The 19,658-nt window shown below is 66.7% G+C and carries 13 protein-coding genes and 1 pseudogene; 9 read left to right on the plus strand and 5 right to left on the minus strand.

The window, feature by feature from the left end; translation table 11 throughout:
• Positions 1-90 precede the first annotated feature (90 nt).
• Positions 91-1,101 carry an alpha/beta hydrolase gene (locus ACZYYX_RS27505; protein WP_463817988.1) on the plus strand — a complete coding sequence of 337 codons (1,011 nt, stop codon included), beginning with the start codon at positions 91-93 and terminating at the stop codon, positions 1,099-1,101.
• Between the two features lies 1 nt (position 1,102).
• On the opposite strand, the gene ACZYYX_RS27510 is transcribed toward ACZYYX_RS27505, so the two are convergent.
• Both ACZYYX_RS27510 and ACZYYX_RS27515 read right to left on the minus strand, forming a co-directional pair.
• Positions 1,103-3,877 carry a LuxR C-terminal-related transcriptional regulator gene (locus tag ACZYYX_RS27510; protein ID WP_463817989.1) on the minus strand — a complete coding sequence of 925 codons (2,775 nt, stop codon included), beginning with the start codon at positions 3,875-3,877 and terminating at the stop codon, positions 1,103-1,105.
• Positions 3,874-4,836 (minus strand): alpha/beta hydrolase, encoded by a 963-nt coding sequence (locus ACZYYX_RS27515; RefSeq protein ID WP_463817990.1) that lies wholly within the window; start codon positions 4,834-4,836, stop codon positions 3,874-3,876. Before ACZYYX_RS27515 ends, ACZYYX_RS27510 begins: the two co-directional genes overlap by 4 nt.
• A 280-nt stretch (positions 4,837-5,116) precedes the next feature.
• Here ACZYYX_RS27515 and ACZYYX_RS27520 point away from each other — a divergent pair, with 280 nt between their 5' ends.
• From ACZYYX_RS27520 to ACZYYX_RS27530, 3 genes are read left to right on the plus strand one after another with little or no spacing between them, the layout of a single operon-like run.
• Complete coding sequence (locus ACZYYX_RS27520) at positions 5,117-5,944, plus strand: alpha/beta fold hydrolase (RefSeq protein ID WP_463817991.1); 828 nt, start codon at positions 5,117-5,119, stop codon at positions 5,942-5,944.
• A 12-nt stretch (positions 5,945-5,956) separates the two neighbouring features.
• Positions 5,957-7,048 (plus strand): NADH:flavin oxidoreductase/NADH oxidase, encoded by a 1,092-nt coding sequence (locus tag ACZYYX_RS27525; RefSeq protein ID WP_463817992.1) that lies wholly within the window; start codon positions 5,957-5,959, stop codon positions 7,046-7,048.
• 1 nt (position 7,049) lies between these two features.
• Complete coding sequence (locus ACZYYX_RS27530; protein ID WP_463817993.1) at positions 7,050-8,219, plus strand: FAD binding domain-containing protein; 1,170 nt, start codon at positions 7,050-7,052, stop codon at positions 8,217-8,219.
• Between the two features lie 11 nt (positions 8,220-8,230).
• Here the strand turns inward: ACZYYX_RS27530 and ACZYYX_RS27535 are convergent, their stop codons facing one another.
• Complete coding sequence (locus ACZYYX_RS27535) at positions 8,231-10,090, minus strand: FAD-binding oxidoreductase (RefSeq protein WP_463817994.1); 1,860 nt, start codon at positions 10,088-10,090, stop codon at positions 8,231-8,233.
• A gap of 122 nt (positions 10,091-10,212) precedes the next feature.
• On the opposite strand from ACZYYX_RS27535, the gene ACZYYX_RS27540 reads away from it, so the two are divergent.
• The 5 genes and pseudogenes from ACZYYX_RS27540 to ACZYYX_RS27560 all read left to right on the plus strand — a co-directional run bounded on the left by ACZYYX_RS27540 (position 10,213) and on the right by ACZYYX_RS27560 (position 17,047).
• Positions 10,213-10,437, plus strand: a complete 225-nt coding sequence (locus tag ACZYYX_RS27540) for a hypothetical protein (RefSeq protein WP_463817995.1) — start codon at positions 10,213-10,215, stop codon at positions 10,435-10,437.
• A 9-nt stretch (positions 10,438-10,446) separates the two neighbouring features.
• Positions 10,447-12,843, plus strand: coding sequence for an alpha/beta hydrolase fold domain-containing protein (locus ACZYYX_RS27545; RefSeq protein ID WP_463818057.1), 2,397 nt, complete (start codon positions 10,447-10,449; stop codon positions 12,841-12,843).
• Positions 12,844-12,966: 123 nt separating this feature from the next.
• Positions 12,967-14,460 (plus strand): aldehyde dehydrogenase family protein, encoded by a 1,494-nt coding sequence (locus ACZYYX_RS27550; RefSeq protein ID WP_463817996.1) that lies wholly within the window; start codon positions 12,967-12,969, stop codon positions 14,458-14,460.
• 35 nt (positions 14,461-14,495) lie between these two features.
• Positions 14,496-15,860, plus strand: coding sequence for an MFS transporter (locus tag ACZYYX_RS27555; protein ID WP_463817997.1), 1,365 nt, complete (start codon positions 14,496-14,498; stop codon positions 15,858-15,860).
• A pseudogene (locus ACZYYX_RS27560) lies at positions 15,857-17,047 on the plus strand (FAD binding domain-containing protein). The gene ACZYYX_RS27555 and the pseudogene ACZYYX_RS27560 overlap by 4 nt, the downstream one beginning before the upstream one ends.
• Here the strand turns inward: ACZYYX_RS27560 and budA are convergent.
• Together budA and alsS are read right to left on the minus strand one after the other, a co-directional pair.
• On the minus strand, positions 17,044-17,832 hold the full coding sequence (gene budA / locus ACZYYX_RS27565; protein ID WP_463817998.1) for an acetolactate decarboxylase: 789 nt from the start codon (positions 17,830-17,832) through the stop codon (positions 17,044-17,046). The pseudogene ACZYYX_RS27560 and the gene budA sit on opposite strands and share 4 nt — an antisense overlap.
• A gap of 33 nt (positions 17,833-17,865) precedes the next feature.
• Positions 17,866-19,542: an acetolactate synthase AlsS gene (gene alsS / locus ACZYYX_RS27570; RefSeq protein ID WP_463818058.1), complete on the minus strand. Its 1,677-nt coding sequence runs from the start codon at positions 19,540-19,542 to the stop codon at positions 17,866-17,868.
• Positions 19,543-19,658: the final 116 nt, after the last annotated feature.

A 19,658-nucleotide genomic window follows, 5' to 3' on the forward strand; every position in this document is an offset into this window, starting at 1 on the left:
ATCAGTCATATGACTGACGGGATTCGGTCTCCCCTGATCTCAGTCACCCGGCTGATGGACATACACGCGGTTTACCCCACACTGAGGAGCGTGTCGATCTCCGGCGAGCGCGGTGGCGGGGCCGCCAATCCGCACGGCGTGGCGTTGGATCGCGCCGCGCAGGCGTTCGTCGACATCGCAGATCGCAGTGTCCCGGCGGGTGTGGCGTCAGTGGACATGCACCGCGCGGCATTCGTCGAGTTGCAACGCTCGACGACGGCGGAGCCCGGGGTCAGCGAACGCTGGATCACGATCTCGGGACCCGATGGAGACGCACTGCGCATCCGCATCGTCGAGCCGCCGCGGCTGGAACGCCCCGCGCCGGCTGTGCTCTATCTGCATGGCGGTGGCTGGGTCCGCGGGGACGCCGCCACCCATGACCTCCTAGTGCGCGACATCGCGGTGCGAACCCAGACTGCCGTGGTCTTTCTCGAGTACTCCCGCTCACCCGAGGTGCGTTACCCACTCGCGCTGGAGCAGGCGTATGCCACGGCAGCCTGGATCGTCGCACGCGGGCCAGATCACGGACTGGACCCGAACCGCCTGGCGATCGCCGGAGATTCCGAAGGCGCGAACCTCGCGATCAGCCTGATCCTGACGGCACTTCGGCGCAAGACGTTTCAGTTCGAGCAGCTGGTGGCCTTCACCCCGGTAGTCGACGCGAACTTCGCCACCGAGTCCTATCGAACGTTCGCGCGCGGCTACGGATTGCGTCGTGATGACATGCAGTGGTACTGGGATCAATACGCCCCCGATGTGGACGCACGTCTGGACGCCACAGTGTGCCCGTTGCGCGCCGACGATGCTGACCTCGCGAGGTTCCCACCGTCGTTGATCATCACCGCCGAGGCAGATGTCGTGCGCGACGAGGGTGAGGCGTTTGCGGCGCGGTTACGGTCGGCGGGCGCCGCCTCGGCGGCCGTGCGCTACGAGGGTACGATCCACGACTTCGTCGTCTTGACCGCTCTGCGGCAATCGCCGGCAGCGAAATCGGCTCTAGCACAGGCTTGTTCGGTGCTGAAGAGCACGCTTGGCACCGCCGCGCACAGCGATCAGCCATAGGTCAGGTGGTGAACACACGCAATTCGTGACGGCGTGTGACACCCAGCTTCGGGTACACGTGGTACAGGTGGGATGCCACCGTGCGCGGCGAGATCTTCAGTCGGTCTGCGATCTCACGGTTGGTCATTCCGGACGCCGCCATCGTCACGATCTGACGTTCCTGGGCGGTCAGGTCCTGCAGGGCATCGGGGGAGGCCGGCTCGTCGGTGAGCACGCCAGCGGCACGCAGTTCGCTGCGCGCGATGTCGGCCAGCGGTGCAGCGCCGAGTCGGGTGAACACCTCCAACGCCGCGCCGAGCAGCAATCTCGCTTCGGCGGGGCGGCGGGCCCGTCGAAGCCACTCGCCGTAATGCAGCCGAGCCCGTGCCCTGTCCAGCGGCCACTGGTCGCCAGCGGGGTCGAACACGGCGAGCTTGAAATGGTGTTCGGCACGGTGGCCGGCGGTGGTCAGGGCGAGGGCCTGATGTTGGAGCAGACGAAGCCGGGTGGGGGGCCTGGTCATCACGTGGCGGCCGATCTTGGCGATGAGGGGCGCGACCTCCTCGGCTCGCCCACATCGCGCGGCCGCCCACGCGATGTCGGCCACCGCGCGGTAGGAAACCACGAAGTGGACCGGATCGGCGTTGTCCTGGAAAGCCGCTCGGAATCGGCGGAAGGCTTCGTCGAAGTCTCCGGCAGCCACCGCCATCCAGCCCGAGGCGCGGGTGAGAGCCACGTCGGTCGCCGGCGGGGGCGTGCCGGTGCCGGGAGTGACGTTGCGAGCGCGGCCGAGCGCAGCGGCTGCTGCCGTGACGTCGCCTCGGAACGCGTGTAATTGAGCTGCGCAGGCAGTAATCTCACGCTCGACCAGGACCATGGAATGCACGGCGGTCGCTGAGTCGGCAAGCCCGAACAGGTGAGTCAACTCGTCCCACCGGCCGGTGTCGAGCAGTGCCCACGCCAGCGGTGCCAGCGCGAAGGCGAACCCGCGTAGTCCCGTCAGCTTTGACATGTCGTCCACGGCGTGACCCAGTTCGGCGGCGGCGATGGCGCTTTCCTCGCAGGCGTACGCCATCGCTCCGGTGATGAGTTGTCGTGCCGTACGAGCCGTTGCGTCCTGGTGGGACTGGGTCCGCAACCATGCGCGGTCGAATTCACGGGGTCGCGCCGTCGTCGATGCGGCCGTCTCGGCATACATCCTGACGTATGCGAGCTGCAACGGTGCCACGGTGGTGGGGAATGGAACCGCGTAGCGGCTCGGCGCGGTGGGTGTCTCGATGGTCGGCAACCAACCCTGCAGGTGTTGGCGGTGCTCGCGGGCACCGGTGTAGAAGGATGCGCCTGCTGCCGCGTAGAGCAGCGCGAGCTGCAGGTGGGTGTCGGTGGGCCGACGGCCGTCCAGGACGGCGCGAATCGTGTCGAAGGACTCGGTGACGCGCCCGTACTGCAGCTGTACCGACGCACCGGTCAATGCCGCGAAACCCGCGACATCGGGATCGTCGGCCTCGGTGAGGGGGACTTCGGTCAGCGCGTGTGCCCAACCGGGATCGCCCCCGAAATTCGCGGCACTGGCGGCCTGCGCGTAGCGCCGTGCGGCGTCGCTACGCCGAGGACTCATCTCTGCTGCCCGCTGGAGTGCGCGTGCCAATTCCAATTCCCTGCCCAGGCACGACGAGGCGATGGCTGAGTCTTCCAAGGCTGCGGCGATCGTCTCGTCCGGCTCGGACGCCGCGGCAGCCAGATGCCAGGCCCGCAGGCTGTCCTTGAGGCCCTGACTGGCGGCCAGCGCGCGGTGCGCGCTGCGTTGAGAGCCCAGATCTCCGTCGGCGAATGCGGCCGAACGGATCATGGCGTTCGCGAAGACGACATGTCGGTCGTCGGTGAACTCGACGATGCCCGCGGCGCGGGCCGGCTGCCATGCGGTGAAGTCATCGTCGAGGCCTGCGGCCGCAGTGATGGCGTCGATGGTCTCGTACCCGGTGGCCGCTGCAGCCACGAGCAGGAGCCGACGCGTGTCGGCGGGGAGCGCGGAGATCTGATCCACGAACACCGGGTGGTAGCCGGCCAGTTCGTTCAACGTGGCGCCGTGAAATGTCTTGGTTTGATTGCGGCCGTAGGCGCGGGCGTACTCGATCAACGCCAGCGGGTTGCCACGCGCCCAGCGGATGATCTCACCGCGAACACTTCGGTCGGGTTGAATCAGCTGGGCATCAAGCAGTTCGGCTGATGCAGACGCCGACAGCGGGCCCAGGTCCAGTGTCGCGATCGATCGTGCGGCACCACCGAGGACATCGCGCCGACGCGCAGCCAGGACGGCTCGCACGCGCGTCCCGGTCAGCTGCGCGGCCACAGCGAGAAGCAAGTCGCGAGCGTCGTCATCGGCCTGGTCGATGTCGTCGACGGTCAGCAACACCGGGACGCGGGCTGCGTCGAGCAATGCGGTGACGGCGTCGATGAGAAGGTCACGGTGCAGTGCCGTTGCGACAGAGCCGTCGAAGAGATCGTCGAGTTCCTCGCGGAGCGCGCGGGGCAGGCCGGCGACGTGGTCGCGTAATGGCCAGAGCAACTTGACCATCCGTACCCGCAACGGTGATCGTGCCATGCCTGAGGTGGGCAACACGACGCCCCGGTCGCCGATATGGTCGATGACGTAGTGCAGCAGGGTCGTCTTTCCGATGCCGGCAGCCCCGAACACGATCAGCGCCGGGGCGGCGCCAGGGACGCCACCGGCGACCGCCGATACAGCCGCGATCGCGTCGGCGCGGCCGACGGGGCACACAGTACGGGTGGAGGTCATCGCAGGAGGGCCTCGTTGAGGAATGCGACACCCTGTTCAACCGCCGCCCTGGTGGGTGGGCTGTCGGCGAGTTGCCTGAGCACCACGAAGTCGTGCACCGCGCCCAGATAGCGCACCGCCGTCACCTCGACACCCGCGCGCCGTAGTTTCACGGCGAAGTGCGCGCCTTCGTCGCGGACGACATCTGCTTCGGCGGTGACGATCAGGGTCGACGGCAGACCGCTCAGATCGTCGTGTGTCGCGTAGAGCGGTGACACCGTGGGACATTCGACGTCACCGTCGCAGTACTGGTCCCAGTACCACGCTTGCTCGGAGCTGCTGATCAGATATCCCGAGGCGAAAGTCCGGTGCGACTCCGATCGGCACGATGCGTCAGTGGGGGGATAGTAGAGAAGTTGAGCGCGAAGGCGCGGGCCGCCGCGGGACTTGGTCACCATTGCGACGGCGACCGCCAACGTCGCCCCGGCGCAGTCGCCGGCAATAGCGAAATTCTTTGCGTCCAAACCGAATTCGTCAGCGTCGTCGTAGACCCGCCGCAGCGTTGCGTAGCACTCCTCCAGCGCTACGGGATACCGCGCCTCCGGGGTGCGGCTGTACTCGGGCACCACCATCGCCACCTGACACCGCAGCGCGAACTCTCCGATGACGGCGGCGTGGGTGTCGACATCGCCGAACATCCAGCGTCCCCCGTGCAGGTACAGAACCGCGGGAAGCGGCCCGACGGCATCCTCTGGTCGCACGATCCAGAACCCGGTCAGATCCGACGGCCCCACCTCGGCGGTGTGAAATCTCGCCACGATCCCCGGACCTGCGATGCTGCTCTGTTGGACTTCGCGCAGCGCCACTCGACCGTCTTCGGGTCCGAGGTCCCGCAGCGTCGGGGGCGTGCGCATCGCCTCGACCAACTCGGCGGCTGCCGGGTCGAGAACCACACCACCAGGTCGTCCATCGGTACTCACACGCCGCGCCCTGCCGCCCAGACGCGGCCTGTCACCGCGTGATCTGCGTCGATCATAAACCGTCCCTCGACGATTCGGCTCATCGTGCAACGCTCCCACCTGCGCGAACCCGAGCCATCAGTCACACGACTGATGACGCTGGGAACGTCCTCGCCGATACTCGACCCGAGGTCGACAACGGCCTGGCCACCGATGGTCGAGCACGCCCACCAATCCCGTCGACGCGCTCGGCGTCGGACGGTCCTGAGGCCGAGTCACCGATCACCACCGAGGAGCTTTCATGGCCACCATCACCACCGCCGACGGGACGGAGATCTTCTTCAAGGACCGGGGGCACGGGCAGCCGATCGTCGTCAGTCACGGCTGGCCGCTCTCGTCGGATGACTGGGACAACCAGATGCTCTTCTTCCTGGCCCAGGGCTACCGTGTGATCGCGCACGACCGGCGCGGCCACGGACGTTCCACCCAAACACCGGGTGGGCACGATCTCGATCACTACGCCGATGACCTGGCCGCCCTCGTCGGGCACCTCGACTTGCACGACGTCATCCACATCGGTCACTCCACCGGCGGCGGAGAAGTGGTTCGGTACCTGGCCCGCCATGGCGAAGAGCGCGCGTCCATGGCCGCTCTCATCAGTGCCGTCCCGCCGCTGATGGTGCAGACCGATGCCAACCCGGAGGGACTGCCCAAGAGCGTGTTCGACGGATTGCAGGCCCAGCTCGCCGCAAACCGATCGGAGTTCTACCGCGCACTGCCCGCGGGACCGTTCTACAACTTCGACCAGCCCGGCGTCCCTTCGTCAAAAGCGATCATCGAGAACTGGTGGCGCCAGGGCATGATGGGCGACGCCCTGTCGCACTACGACGGCATCGTCGCGTTCTCGCAGACCAACTTCACCGAAGACCTGAAGAAGATCACTGTCCCGACGCTGGTGATGCACAGCGTCGACGACCAGATCGTGCCCTATGTAGCGGCCGGACCGAAATCGGCTGCGCTGTTGCGCAACAGCACCCTGCGCACCTACCGCGACCAATTCCCGCACGGGATGCCCACCACACACGCCGACGTCATCAATGCCGACCTTCTCGAATTTCTCACAGGCTGATCGGGGATCACGATGCCACATCTTTTCTCGCCCTTGACATTGCGGGACATCACCTACGCCCACAGGGCCTGGATGTCGCCGATGATGCAGTTCGCCGGCGTCCCCGAGGGTCCCGCTACCGGCTCACCCACCGACTGGCATCTGCAACACCTGGGCTCCCGCGCGGTGGCCGGTGCCGCGCTGGTGATGGTGGAGGCCACCGCCGTGGACCCGTTGGGGCGAAGCAGTCACCACGACCTGGGCCTCTGGAATGACGTTCAGGCGGAGTCGTTTCGCCGTCTCACCAGCTTCCTCAAGGACCAGGGGACTGTCCCCGGCATCCAGATAGTGCACGCGGGGCGTAAGGGCTCCACGGGGGTTCCCTGGCCGGACGAGAACCGGCCCCCGCACCAGCCCTGGGAAACCGTGGGGCCCAGCGAGGTGGCGTTCGGGCGGTTGCCTGCCCCGGCGCAGCTGAGCACCGACGACATCGCAGCCATCGTCGAGGCGTTCGCGAACGCGGCGCGCCGCGCCGCCGAATCCGGTTTCCAGACGCTGGAGATTCACGGCGCCCATGGCTACTTGATCCATCAGTTCTTGTCGCCACACTCCAATCACCGTCACGACGGTTACGGCGGCCCCCTGGAGCACAGGATGCGGTTCGCCCTCGAAGTCGTCGCTGCGGTGCGCTCGGTCTGGCCAGACGAACTACCGCTCTTCTTCCGCGTCTCGGCCACTGACTGGCTCGCCGGTGACACCGACGACGTCCGGCCGGGGTGGACGCTCGCCGACACCGTCGAGCTGGCCGCGCGGCTCAAGGGCCTCGGTGTCGATCTGGTCGACGTCTCCTCGGGCGGATCGGCACCGGATGCCACCATTCCCGTCTCACCCAGCTACCAGGTGCCCTTCTCCGCTCGGGTGCGCAGGGACGTCGACATTCCCACTGCGGCAGTCGGGCTCATCACCGACCCGGAGCAGGCTGACAGGATCATCGCCGACGGGAACGCCGACGCGGTGTTCCTGGCCCGCGTACTGCTTCGCAACCCGGCGTGGATTCGGCAGGCTGCCGATCATCTCGGCCACCACCTGTCCCATCCGGTCCGCTATGCAAGGGCGTTCGGCTGAGATGCACACGCTCATCGTCGGCGGATCCCTCGGTGGGCTGGCGTGTGCCCACGAAATGCGTTCGATCGGAGCCGATGTCGCGGTGTACGAGCGGTCGGTGGACCGCACGCAGCCGCGTGGCGCCGGCATCGTCATGCAGCAGGAGGTCGCCGATCTGCTCGCCCGACTCGGCCGGTCGGTGCCCTCGGTCAGCGTGCTGTTGGCCGAACGTCAGCAGCTGCATCACGATGGTGACCCCCATCGCTACTCGGCGCCGCAGTGGATGACCGCCTGGGACACCCTGTATCACGCCCTTCGTGAGCCGCTCGGCGACGTCTTACGACTCGACAGCACACTGACCGGCCTCGCGGGCGGCGAAACTGCGCTGACCGCGACATTCGGTGACGGGAACACCGCCACCGGCGATGTCGTCGTCGGCGCAGACGGCATCGGGTCGACGACCCGGCGACTGCTCACCGGGCGAGACGACGTGAGATACAGCGGCTACGTGGCGTTTCGGGGACTCGAGGCTGAAGCTGAGATCTCTGAGCGCCTGGTCGATCTGCTTGCCGAGCGATTCACCATCTTCGCCGTTCCGGGACTGCAGATGCTGTGCTACTTGGTGCCCGGGTCCACCGGGCACACCTCCGCGGGCCTGCGTCGTGTCAACTGGGTGTTGTACGTCAACACCGCCGAGGCGCGGGTCGCATCGCTCGTGACCGGACGCAGCGGGCAACGCTTCGAACAGTTCTTACCGCCGGGGGAACTCAGCGACGCCTCGATGACCGCCCTTCGCGATCTGGCTGCCAGCCGATTACCCGCGGCCTTCGACGAACTGATCGCTGCGTCTCGGGTGTTCCTGCAACCCGTGTACGACCTCCCCCCAGCCCGCATGGTCGCCGATCACGTGGTGCTGATCGGCGACGCCGCCGGAACGGTACGACCCCACACCGCCTCGGGCACCTCCAAGGCGTTCGGCGACGCGGCCGGGCTTGCCCGGACGTTGGCGGGGTGGGTCCCCGGAACCGCGCTTCCGCTGCCCTCATTGGGCCTGTGGGAGCGGGCACGGTTGCACCATCTGCATGCCGTCGCTCGTGCCGGTGTTCGGCTGGCCGCGCAGTCCGGTCTCGGCCCCACCGGCCCGCAGTTCCTCGCTGCGGACACGGCGACCGCCGGCAGTGATAGCCGATGACCCCCTAGCACTCAGGCCGCGGCGCGATCGACCGTGATCTTGAAGATGGCCGCGCCAACGGTCCCGAACGCGTCACCGCTGCCGATGAACAGTCGCTTCGTGTCATATCCGGCGACGTCCTTCATGCTCTCCCCACCGAACCGCGCATGCGCGTCACCATCGGGCAGGATGACGTCCACGCCCAGAAGAGCGTGACGTATGGCGTCGCGCTCGCTGCCACTGGCGGTGGCTATCAACTCACCGACAGTCCGGCCGGTGGCCCGCGTCGGGATCGCCGCGCAGCCGACGTGCTGTTCGTCGAGGTATGCCGCCAGGTCGGCGAGCGTCACCCCGGCTCCCACGACCAAGCTCAGATTGGCTTTGTTGACGGTGATCTCGGTGCTCGGGCCGGACGGTTCCCGCTCACCCGGAGGGGGCGCCGCAGCACCGTCTCGAGCGGGTTGTCCTCCCGTGGCGGCCGGCCGATGTCGACTCAGCGCCCTGCGCACCGCGGCCTCGAACCGCCCCACTGTGGGTTCGTCGACGGATTGGTCGGGCAACATGATGCCGGGATTGAACAGGCCGCGTGGGTCGAAAACGCGTTTGATCGCCCGCTGGGCCGAGATCTCGACCGCGGTGAATCGCTTGGTCATGAACAGGCGCTTCTCGGTGCCGACCCCGTGTTCGCCGGTGATGGTCCCACCCAGACGCAGAGCGGCGGGCGCCTTCGGATTGTCGCGGTCGTAGAACGTGAAGGGATGCAGGTCACCGTCCCCGGCGTGCCCGCAGACCATGATGAACAGCAGACCGTCGGCGTGGCGGGCGGCGGCCGCCTGGATCGCGTCCTGCATCTCGGGGAAGTGCTGACGCGGAACGGTGACGTCGCCGATGAAGAAGCCCTTGCCGCTCTGCACAACGGTGTCGGGTGCGTGCAGTCGCCCGAACCACAGCTTGTTTCGGGCATCGTCGTCATCGGCGCGGCGGACCTCGACGGCGTTGCGTCGCAGCACCGCCTCCACGACCGCGGAGTCTCGCTCCACTTCTTGGGCCGTGCCGTCGATGTCGATCAGCACGATCGCGGCCGCATCGGGGGGATATCCGGTGTCGGCGTAGGGCTGCAGGCCCACTATGCCGGCGTGGTCAAGCCATTCGACACACGCGGGCACAGTGCCGGTCTCGATGATCGCGGCCACTGTGTCCGCAGCTGCGTGGGTCGTCGCAAAACTACCCATCAGGCTGCGGGTCACCGGCGGGAGTGGGCGCAACGACACGGTGGCCTCGGTGAGGATGGCCAGGGTGCCTTCTGACCCGATGAGGATGCCGAGTAGATCGGCACCGTCGTCGTCGGCGCGTAGTCGGATCACTGTCCCGTCAGCGAGCACCGCCTCGGCCTCGAGCACGTGGTTGTAGGTGACGCCGTATTTCAGTGCGTGCGGGCCGCCGGCGTTCTCGATGATGTTGCCTCCGACGGTCGCAAGATGCGCCGACACCGGATCCGGCGAGAAGCAAAGCCCGTGTGGCGCCAGAACCTCCTGCAGCGCAATGTTGATCACTCCTGGTTGAACGCGCGCTGTGCGGCCATCCGGGTCCACGGCCAGGATCTGGTTCATCGCCGACATGTCGATCATCACTCGGCTCGGGTCAGCCATGACGGCTGCGGCACAGTTGGAGCCGCCACCTCGGGTCACCAGGGAGACACCCAGTTCCGCAGCGACGGTGACGATGGCGACCACCTCGTCACGGGTGCGGGGCCGCAGCAGCAATCCGGGGGTGCCGCCGAACCCCCAGAAGTCGCGACCGTGCCGAGTCAGGTCGGTGGCGTTGGTGATCACCGCCCCGGCGCCCGGCAAGACCTTGATGAACTCATCGGCCAAGGTGTCAACAGCTGTCATGTCGTCAGTGTGTGACACCGCGCGCGATAGCCGCATCAGTCGGGTGACTGAGTGCGCGGTGACCGGCACGGGCACATCTCAAAAGGCCCGCGCGCCAACCATTGTCATCAGTCAACCGACTGATGGCAGCCTCGACTGACTGGGAGAAGGTGGAGCCGACTCGACGAAGGGATCATCCGATGGCCGGTCAGGTGAGCACCTCAGGACTCGACCCGGCAGTGCAGGCGCTGCTGTCCGGCGACTCGACGTCGTCGGGAGAGCAGCGGGCTGCCGTCGACTCCGACCATGAGGAGTGGAGCGTCGTCGACTGCGAAGACTCCGGGGTCATCACGGTGCGCATCGTGTGACCCACCGCCATCACCGACCCGGTGCCGGCCATCGTCTACGTGCGTGGCGGGGAACTGATGTCCGGAGCGGCGATCATCCACGACCGACTGGTGCACCATCTGGTCGTGCACACCGGCGCCACCGTGGTCTGCCCGGACTACGGCGATGCCTGGCAGACCAGCAGTCGGCGCACCGTCGAGCAGATTCACGCGGTGTGCCGATGGGTGGCCGAACACGGCGCCCCACGAGGTATCGATCCGACCCGTATTGCCCTCGTCGGAGATTCGATCGGAGCCACGCTCGCGGCGGCGGTCGCCGTAAAAGCGTTGCAGTGCAGACAGTTCGAGTTGCTCTACGTTGCGCTCGTGTGTCCACTGGCCGATCCCGGCCGCAGCGGACCGTCGCATCGGGACTTCGCCGACGGATTCCTCCTCTCCGAGGAGACCGTGAAACGGTGGTGGGAGCACCACGCCGGCGATGACGACCCGAGCGGCGACGAGGCGTCCCTGCTGAGTGCCGGTCACGCCCGCTTCGTCGGCATGCCGCCGACGCTCGTCATCACCGCCGAAGCCGACCCGGTCCGCGATGACGGAGAGGCATTGGCCGCCCTGCTGCGGCATGCCGGTGTTCCCACCACCTCGGTGCGCTACGGCGGCACCATCCACGACTTCGTCGCACTGGATGCATTGGCCGATACCGCTGCAGCTGTGGCCGCGCTTCGGCAGACGACCTCGGCGCTGGCGGTGGCGCTGGGTTGCTCGGCGCGAGCCGGCGACAACCCGGCCGCCCCACTTCTCACTGACGACCAGTGGAAAGTGTTGAGCAGCTATGGAACTAGACACCACGTCACCGCCGGCCAATTGTTGTTCGAGGCGGGCCAAGCCGGTTGCGACATGGTCCTCGTGCAGACGGGCACGATCGAAGTGGTCCGGCGCGCCATCTCCGACACGCCGGAGAAGGTGGTTGCACACTATGGACCTCGTCAGTTCAGCGGGGAATTGAATCTGCTCACCGGTCAAGCCACCTACTTCGACGGCCGCGTGTCCACCGCGGGCACGGTCGTGCGAATCGACCCCTTGCAGTTCCGCCGTCTGATGGACGAGCAACCCGACCTCTCCGATGTCATCCTGCGGGCCCTGGTGGCCCGCAGGCAGAACCTGCTGACTCGGCAGGCCGGCACCATCGAGATCCTCGCCGGCGCTCCGTCAGCACGCGCGCTGGCCCTGCACACCTACCTCGACCGCCTCCAATTGCCTTTCACGTGGACCGATTTCCGCTCCGAGGCAGGTGTCCGGTTGGCCCGCGACGCCGCGCTGACCGCAGCCGATCTCCCTGCCGTGATGACTGCCGACATGGTCATCCGCCGCGCTACACCCGCTCACCTGGCTGATGTGTTCGGCTTCACTCATCGCGAGATCGATGATGCCGACGTCGACGTGGTCGTGATCGGAGCGGGCCCGGCAGGACTGGGCGCTGCGGTCTACGGTGCGTCGGAGGGGCTGCGGACGCTGGTGCTGGATTCTGTCGCGCCGGGAGGTCAAGCGGCCAACAGCTCCCGCATCGAGAACTATCTCGGGTTCACCTCCGGTCTCAGCGGCGCCGACCTCACCGGCCGCGCCGCCATTCAGGCACAGAAGTTCGGCGCTCGCATCGACGCCCCTCGCCGCGTCACCGGCATCCACTGCGCCGATGACGGCATCGAGGTTCGACTGGCCGATGGCGGCGTCATCACCGCACGAGCGGTCGTCGTCGCGACCGGCGCGCAGTATCGATCGCTGCCCCTGCATCGGTGGTCGGACGTCGAGGGAGCTGGGATCTTCTATGCTGCAACGGAACTGGAGGCACGCGCATGTGCCTCCTCCCCGGTGACCGTTGTCGGCGGAGCGAACTCGGCAGGGCAGGCTGCACTGTTTCTCGCCGAGCGCGGCAGCGTGGTCGACATATGCATACGCAGTACGTCACTGACCGCGGGCATGTCGGCCTACCTCGCCGATCGAATCCTGGCCCATCCCAGGATCACGGTGCACACTCGCACCGAGATCACCGGATTGCACGGCGCCGACCACCTCGCGGCGATCACCACGACCACCACCCTCGACGACGGCAGTGTCCGTGTCGACCGTCGCGATTGCATCGGCTTGTTCTGCTTCATCGGCGCCGCGCCCGCCACAGGCTGGCTGACCGGCGTCGCCCTCGACGATCACGGGTTCATCCTCACCGACGCGCAGATACCCGACGACGCGCTTGGTCCCCGCTGGGGTGCGCTTTCTCGGCGCCCGTTGCCTTTCGAGACGAGCCTGCCCGCGGTGATGGCGGTCGGTGACGTGAGATCGGGTTCGATCAAGCGGGTTGCCGCAGCGGTGGGGGAGGGCTCCAGTGCGATCAGCTCGGTGCACGCCGCAGTTGCGTCGGTATCAGCGCGGTGACGACGGTCGGCGCACCGTGGCAGCTCGGGAATGCGATCGATATGTCGTCGGGAACATACCAGCATCCCAAGTAGTGTCAGCCGAGACATTGAGAACCGCATTCACTGTGACGACACTCATGTCATGACCCACACCGTGAACGAGACGACACACCCGCACGAGGTGACGTCGACGCCGGGAACCCGCAGCATCGTCAACCCTGCCACCGGAGCCACCATCCAGACTGTGGCCGAGCACGGCGCTTCTGGCATCGACGATGCCGTGGCTTCCGCGCTGGCCGCCTTCCAGTCCGGACCCTGGCCGGCGATGACACGTAGCGAACGCGCCCGCCTCCTGCTGCGCATTGCCGACGCTGTCGAAGCCTCCGCGGAACGGCTCTACACGCTCGAAGCCCTGAACAACGGACGGCCCATCACCGGGACCCGCGCTCAACTGTCCCGCGTGCCAGAGTGGTTTCGCTACAACGCCGGACTCCTCGCCGCGCAACGCTGGGCCGTCCTCCCCGGCGACGGTCCGCACCTGACCTACCAGCAGCGGATACCGCTGGGCGTGTGCGGGATCATCACCCCGTTCAACCATCCGCTGCTGATCCTTGCCCGCAGTCTGTCGGCGGCACTGGCCAACGGCAACACCGTGGTGGTCAAGCCCTCCGAACTGACCCCGCTGACGACGCTGGCGCTCGCTGAGATCGCTGCTGAGGCTGGTCTTCCCGACGGTGTGCTCCACGTCGTCACGGGTGCTCGCGAAGCAGGAGTTCGGCTGACCCAGCACCCCGATGTCGCCAAGATCACCCTGACGGGCGGTACCGAGGCGGGACGAGCCGCCGCCGTCGCCACTGCCGCGCGATTTGCTCGTGTGACAGCCGAACTCGGCGGCAAGACACCCGTCGTCGTCTTCGATGACGTGAACCCCGTCGACGCCGCCGAGGGTGCGGCATTCGCCGCATTCGTCGCTGCCGGCCAATCCTGTGTCGCCGGTTCACGGTTCCTGGTGCAACGCGGCATATACGACGCTTTCGTCGCCGCCCTCGCGCACCGCGCCTCCAGCATTCGGATCGGTGACCCCACTGCGGCCGATACCCAGATGGGTCCCGTGATCAGCGCTCGCCAACGCGACAAGGTCACCGATCTCATCGAGATCGGCGTCACAGAGGGGGCCCGCTTGGCCGCCGGCGGGGCCGTACCTGAATTGCCCGCCTCGCTGCGCGATGGCTTCTTCCTGCAACCCACCGTCCTGGCCGATGCCACGATCGACATGACTGTTGCCCAGCAGGAGATCTTCGGACCTGTGGCCGTCGTCATCCCATTCGACGACGAAGCCGATGCGATCGCGATGGCCAACGACAATCGTTACGGCCTCGGCGCCGGCGTGTGGACCCTCGACGTGGCACGCGCCCACCGCGTCGCTTCGCGCATCACCGCGGGCATGGTGTGGATCAACGATCATCATCGCCTCGAACCGTCACTGCCGTGGGGTGGCACGAAGGAATCCGGGATGGGCAAAGACGCCGGCACTGAGTCGTTCGACGACTTCTCCTGGATCAAGACCATCGTCACGCGCACCTCCGCCGAACCCGTCGACTGGTACGGCGGACACGAACAGGGACGGCTGAACTGATGAAAACGCCTCAGTCACAACAGAAGGTGAGAACAATGACCACACCCAACGCAGGGTGGCGCAGCGAGATCACCCGAACGCAATGGCTGGTGCTCGCCGGCACCACCCTGGGCTGGGGCCTCGACGGATTCGCCGGCAGCCTCTACATCCTGGTCCTCGGACCAGCCATGACCGAACTCCTGCCGCGCAGCGGGGTTCAGGTGGAGCCCTCCGCAATCGGTTACTACGGTGGCCTCACCGTTGCCTTATTCCTCATCGGATGGGCCACCGGCGGCATCCTGTTCGGCTTGCTTGCCGACTACTTCGGACGCACTCGCGTGTTGTCGATGGGCATCGTGACCTATGCCGTGTTCAGCGCCTTGGCCGCCTTCGCCGACACCTGGTGGCAGCTGGGAATCCTGCGCTTCATCGCCGGACTCGGAAGTGGTGTCGAGGCGCCCGTCGGCGCCGCGCTGATCGCCGAAACGTGGCGGAACCGCTACCGATCCCGCGCGTGCGGAATCATGATGTCGGGCTACGCGGCCGGATTCTTCGCTGCTGCAGGCGCTTACGCACTCTTCGGTCACCATGGTTGGCGGGCGATGCTGTTCCTGGCCGGCGTCCCCGCCCTGCTGGTGTGGTTCATCCGCCGCTATGTGCCCGAGCCCCCCGAAATCGAATCTCACATGAACGCACGTCGAGAGCGGAAGCGACTCGGCACCGACACCGCCGCGGATCGGTTCGTGCTTCGCAGATTGTTCGAACCGCCGCTGCTGCGGCCCATGCTGGTGTGCACCGCGCTCGCCTCCGGTGCCCTCATCGCCTTCTGGAGCGTCACCACCTGGTATCCGCAGATCCTGCGCCAGATTTCTGCCGCCGAACAGCTGACCCGTGACGTCGCCGACCATCGGGTGGCCATCGCCGCGATGCTGTTCAATGCCGGCGGTATCGTCGGCTACGCGTCCTGGGGTTTCCTGGCCGACGCGGTCGGACGCCGCGCGACATTTCTGATGAGCTTCGTGGTGTCGGCGATCATGGTCGCCTGGACCTTCCCCTTCGATCGCAGCTACACCGAATTCCTCATCGCCATGCCACTTCTGGGATTCGGCCTCTTCGGCGCACTGTCGGGCACGTTCATCTACGGTCCCGAATTGTTCCCGCCGAGCGTGCGCGCCACCGCACTGGCGGTCTGTAACAGCTTCGGCCGCTACGTCACCGCTCTCGGCTCGCTGACCGCAGGCGCGATCGCCACCTCGTGGTTCGGCGGCAACCTCGGCCTGGCCACCGCCTGCGTCGCCGCCCTCGGGTTGGTCGCGCTCATCGGCCTGGCATTCGCCCGCGAAACCCGCGGCCACACGTTGCCGGTCGACCCCGCTCACGACGAGGTCGGCACGCCCTCCTCCGAGAAAGGCCCGTCATGACCCATCACGGCGACGGCACGGCCATTGTCGTCGGCGGTTCGATCGGCGGCCTCACCACCGCACTGCTGCTGCGAGACCTCGGATTTCAGGTCGAGGTCTACGAACGCTCATCCACCGCACTCGACGGGCGCGGCAGCGGCATCGTGCTCCAACCCGACACCACACGCTGGTTCACCGAACGCAGCACCCAGGACATCGCCGACCTCAGCACCGCGACCAACTACGTGCAATATCTCGACCGCACCGGGGAACGTCGCTACCGCGAAGAGTGCACCTGGACCTACACCTCATGGGGCACCTTCTACCGGGCCTTGCTGGCCGACTTCGGCGCCGAGCACTACCACTACGGCGAATTCGCTTGCGGATTCAGCCAAGGCGATCAGTGCGCCACCGTTCGATTCGTCAGCGGGCGCACCGAATCGGCCGACCTCATCGTGTTCGCCGACGGGGTGACATCGGTTGCGCGACAATGATTCGATCCCGACGCGGTACTGCGCTACGCCGGATACATCGGGTGGCGCGGCACCGTCGCCCTGAGCGACCTTGCCCAGACCACCCAGGAGGTCCTGCGCGACGCCATCACCTACGACGTGATACCGCACTCGCACATCACGATGTGCCCCATCCCCGGTGAGAACAGCGTGAGCCTCGACGATCGGCTGATGAATTATGTCTGGTACCGCAATGTCCCTGCCGGCCCCGACCTCACCGAAATGCTCATCGACAAGCGCGGCATCTCCGGCGCGGTGTCGGTGCACCCGGGCCAGGTCCAGGACCGCTACATCACAGAGATGAAGCGCGACGCGGTTGACCTTCTGGCCCCCGCGGTCGCGGAAGTGGTCACATCCACCCGGACCCCGTACCTGCAAGTTCTGTCCGACGTGCGCTCCACCCGCATGGCGCAGGGACGGGTCGCCCTGATCGGAGACGCGGCGTGCGCCACCCGGCCTCACGCTGCGGCCGGCACCGCAAAGGCAGCAGCCGACGGTTGGGCACTGGCGGCAGCACTGCGCGAGGCCGGCGGCGACGTCGCCGCGGCCCTCGCCACATGGGAACCGGCGCAGCTGCAGCTCAGCGAGGCACTGCTGCGCCGTGTCGTCGCCATGGCCGAACGCTCCCAGTTCACCAACACCTGGGTTCCCGATGATCCCGCCCTACGCTTCGGCCTCTACGGGCCCGGCCGCTAGCCACCCTCTGCTTGACGTACCTGAGCATCAACCGAACTCGTCGACAGCGCCGCGCGCCGAAATGCTTCGGTGCGAGGCAGGCTCAGCTGAATCTCGTCGTCGGTGTCCAACTCGACGGTGCCCGACTCGAGGGTGAAGTCGAGGCTGTGCCCGCCGCTGTGCTCGTCGTCAGCGAGAAAGTGCAGGTGGTATCCGGCGACCGAGATGCCCTGCTCGTAGTCCGGCGTCAAGTAGCCCGCCAACGTTCCGTCGATGTCGGTGACGATCGATTCGGCCTGGCCTCGCGTCGCCTGGGTCAGCGGTGGGTAGGGCTTGTCCTGTTGTGCGACCGTGCGGGTGCGCACCTCGCTGAATCGACCGCGGACCTTCACCGCATGAACCACGTTTCTGCTGGTGATCTTCTCCGCCACCATCTGAGCCAGTTCAGCGCGTGTGGTTTGTCTCGCCACGGTGAATGACACCTGCGGCCGAAACCACGTCACGACGGCGAAGGGTGTCAATTCCGTTCCGGTGGCACGCGAGGCCGATCCGTCGGAGCGAAGATGGTGACACACGCCGTCGATGATGATCATCTCTCCGTCGAGGTGGTTGAACGTACCCACACCGAAATCGCCGTGCTCGAGCAGCTCGGCGATGCTGACGTCTCCGTCGTACACACCCGCGAGAAGCGCTGCCATCGTTGAGGTTTGGAATACCGTGTGGGGGCTCTGGCGGCGGACCGTCAGGCGGTGGTGAACGGACTCGGCGAGCCGGACCAGTGCGCCGTGGGCGTGATCGCGAGGCATCGGGTTTCCTCTGATGCTGTGGTCGGCGGGGGCTCAGTGGAAAGGGTCATCGGCGAGATCGGCGGCCAATTCCAGATTGTGGCTGTAGTCGACGGGCAGGTCGATGATCGAGATCCCGCGGTGGTCGGTCGCCGTCTCGAGCGCGGCACGGAATTCGGCCATCGTGGACACCCGATGACCCCGTGCGCCGAACGCGGCGGCGAAGTGTTCGACGTCGTAATCGCCGAGTTGCACGCCGGACTTTCGGCCGTACTTGAGGACTTCCTGGAACCCGACCATGTCGTAGGTGTTGTCGCGCAGGATCACGTGGATCAGCGTCAGCCCCAGCCGGTGTGCTGTTTCCAATTCCTGTGCGGAGAAGAGGAATCCGCCATCGCCAGAGATGGACACCACCTGCGTGTGAGGGCCTGTCAGCGCAGCGGCCATCGCCCACGGAAGAGCAACACCGAGCGTCTGCTGGCCGTTGGAGAACAGGAGATGACGCGGCCGGTACACCCGGAAGTGGCGGGCCATGTGTATGTAGACCGACCCGACGTCGCAGGTGATGGTCGCATCATCGGCAAGGTGCTCCCGCAGGGCGAGCACCACCGCTGCGGGAGGTAGACCCGCGTCTGACGGACGCCTACGCCGGGCTTCGTCGTCGATGGCCGCGAGTCGCTGCCGCTGCTGGTCGACCGCGGCGGCGGCATCGTCGGCCAACGACACCTGGCGCAACGTCGCGGCGAGCGCTCGCACTGTCGCTGCGATGTCACCGCGCAGCTCCAGCGCAGGCCGGTAGTGGTTGTCGATACCTGCGATGACCGAGTCGATGTGGATCACTGGCCGCTTCACATCCGAATTCCACTGAGCGGGATCGTATTCCACCGGGTCGTAGCCGATAGCCACCACCACGTCGGCGTGCGCCACCACCACGTCACCAGGTTGGTTGCGAAAGAGACCCACCCGGCCGAGGTAGTGGTTCTCCAGATCCCGCGAGATGACCCCCGCAGCTTGAAACGTCTCGATCACAGGAAGATCGGAACCCGTGATGGCCTCGCGGATCGCGGCGCATGCCGCAGGTGACGCGCCGCGACTACCGACCAGCAGCACCGGCCGCGTGGCGGTGGCGATCAACGCGGCAGCATCCTCGATGTCCTGCGCGGCAGCCGGACCCAACCGGGGGACGGCTGACGCCGTCACTACCGGTGTGGTGGTCCTTTCGGCGGCCACGTCGGCGGGCAGCACGACGGCCGCGGCGCCGCACGGCTCGTCCATCGCGGCCCGGAAGGCGTTGGCCAACGTCTCCGAGACGTTCTCCGCGGCGTCCACTTCTCCGCAGAACTTCGTCACCGGCGCCAACAGGTCCGCAGCATCCAACGACTGGTGGGTGCGTTTGAGACGATCAGCCCGCGGTACCGCACCGCATATCGCCACGAGCGGATCCTGTTCGGTGGTGGCCGTCAACAGTCCCGTTGTGAGATTGCTCGTCCCCGGACCCGAGGTCACCAGCACCACTCCTGGTCTCCCGGTCAGTCGGCCGATCGCCGCCGCCATGAACGTCGCATTCTGCTCATGACGACACACCACTACGTCGATGTCGGCGTCCACCAAAGCGTCGTAGACCGCATCGATTTTCGCGCCAGGAACACCGAAGACGTACTGCACGCCGTTGTCCTGCAGAAATTTCGCAATGCTCTGCGCGGCGCGAACCGGAGGTGCCGAACCGGTCAGCGGTGTCTCAACGGTCGCGACGTTGTCCTAACCGTGTGACATTCCGTGAGTGTGCACGCGGGTGAGTCGCCGGTGCATCAGTCGGGTGACTGAGCACAGCTGGACCCGATCTCGGC

Source organism: Mycobacterium sp. IDUB_1 (genome assembly GCF_055419625.1).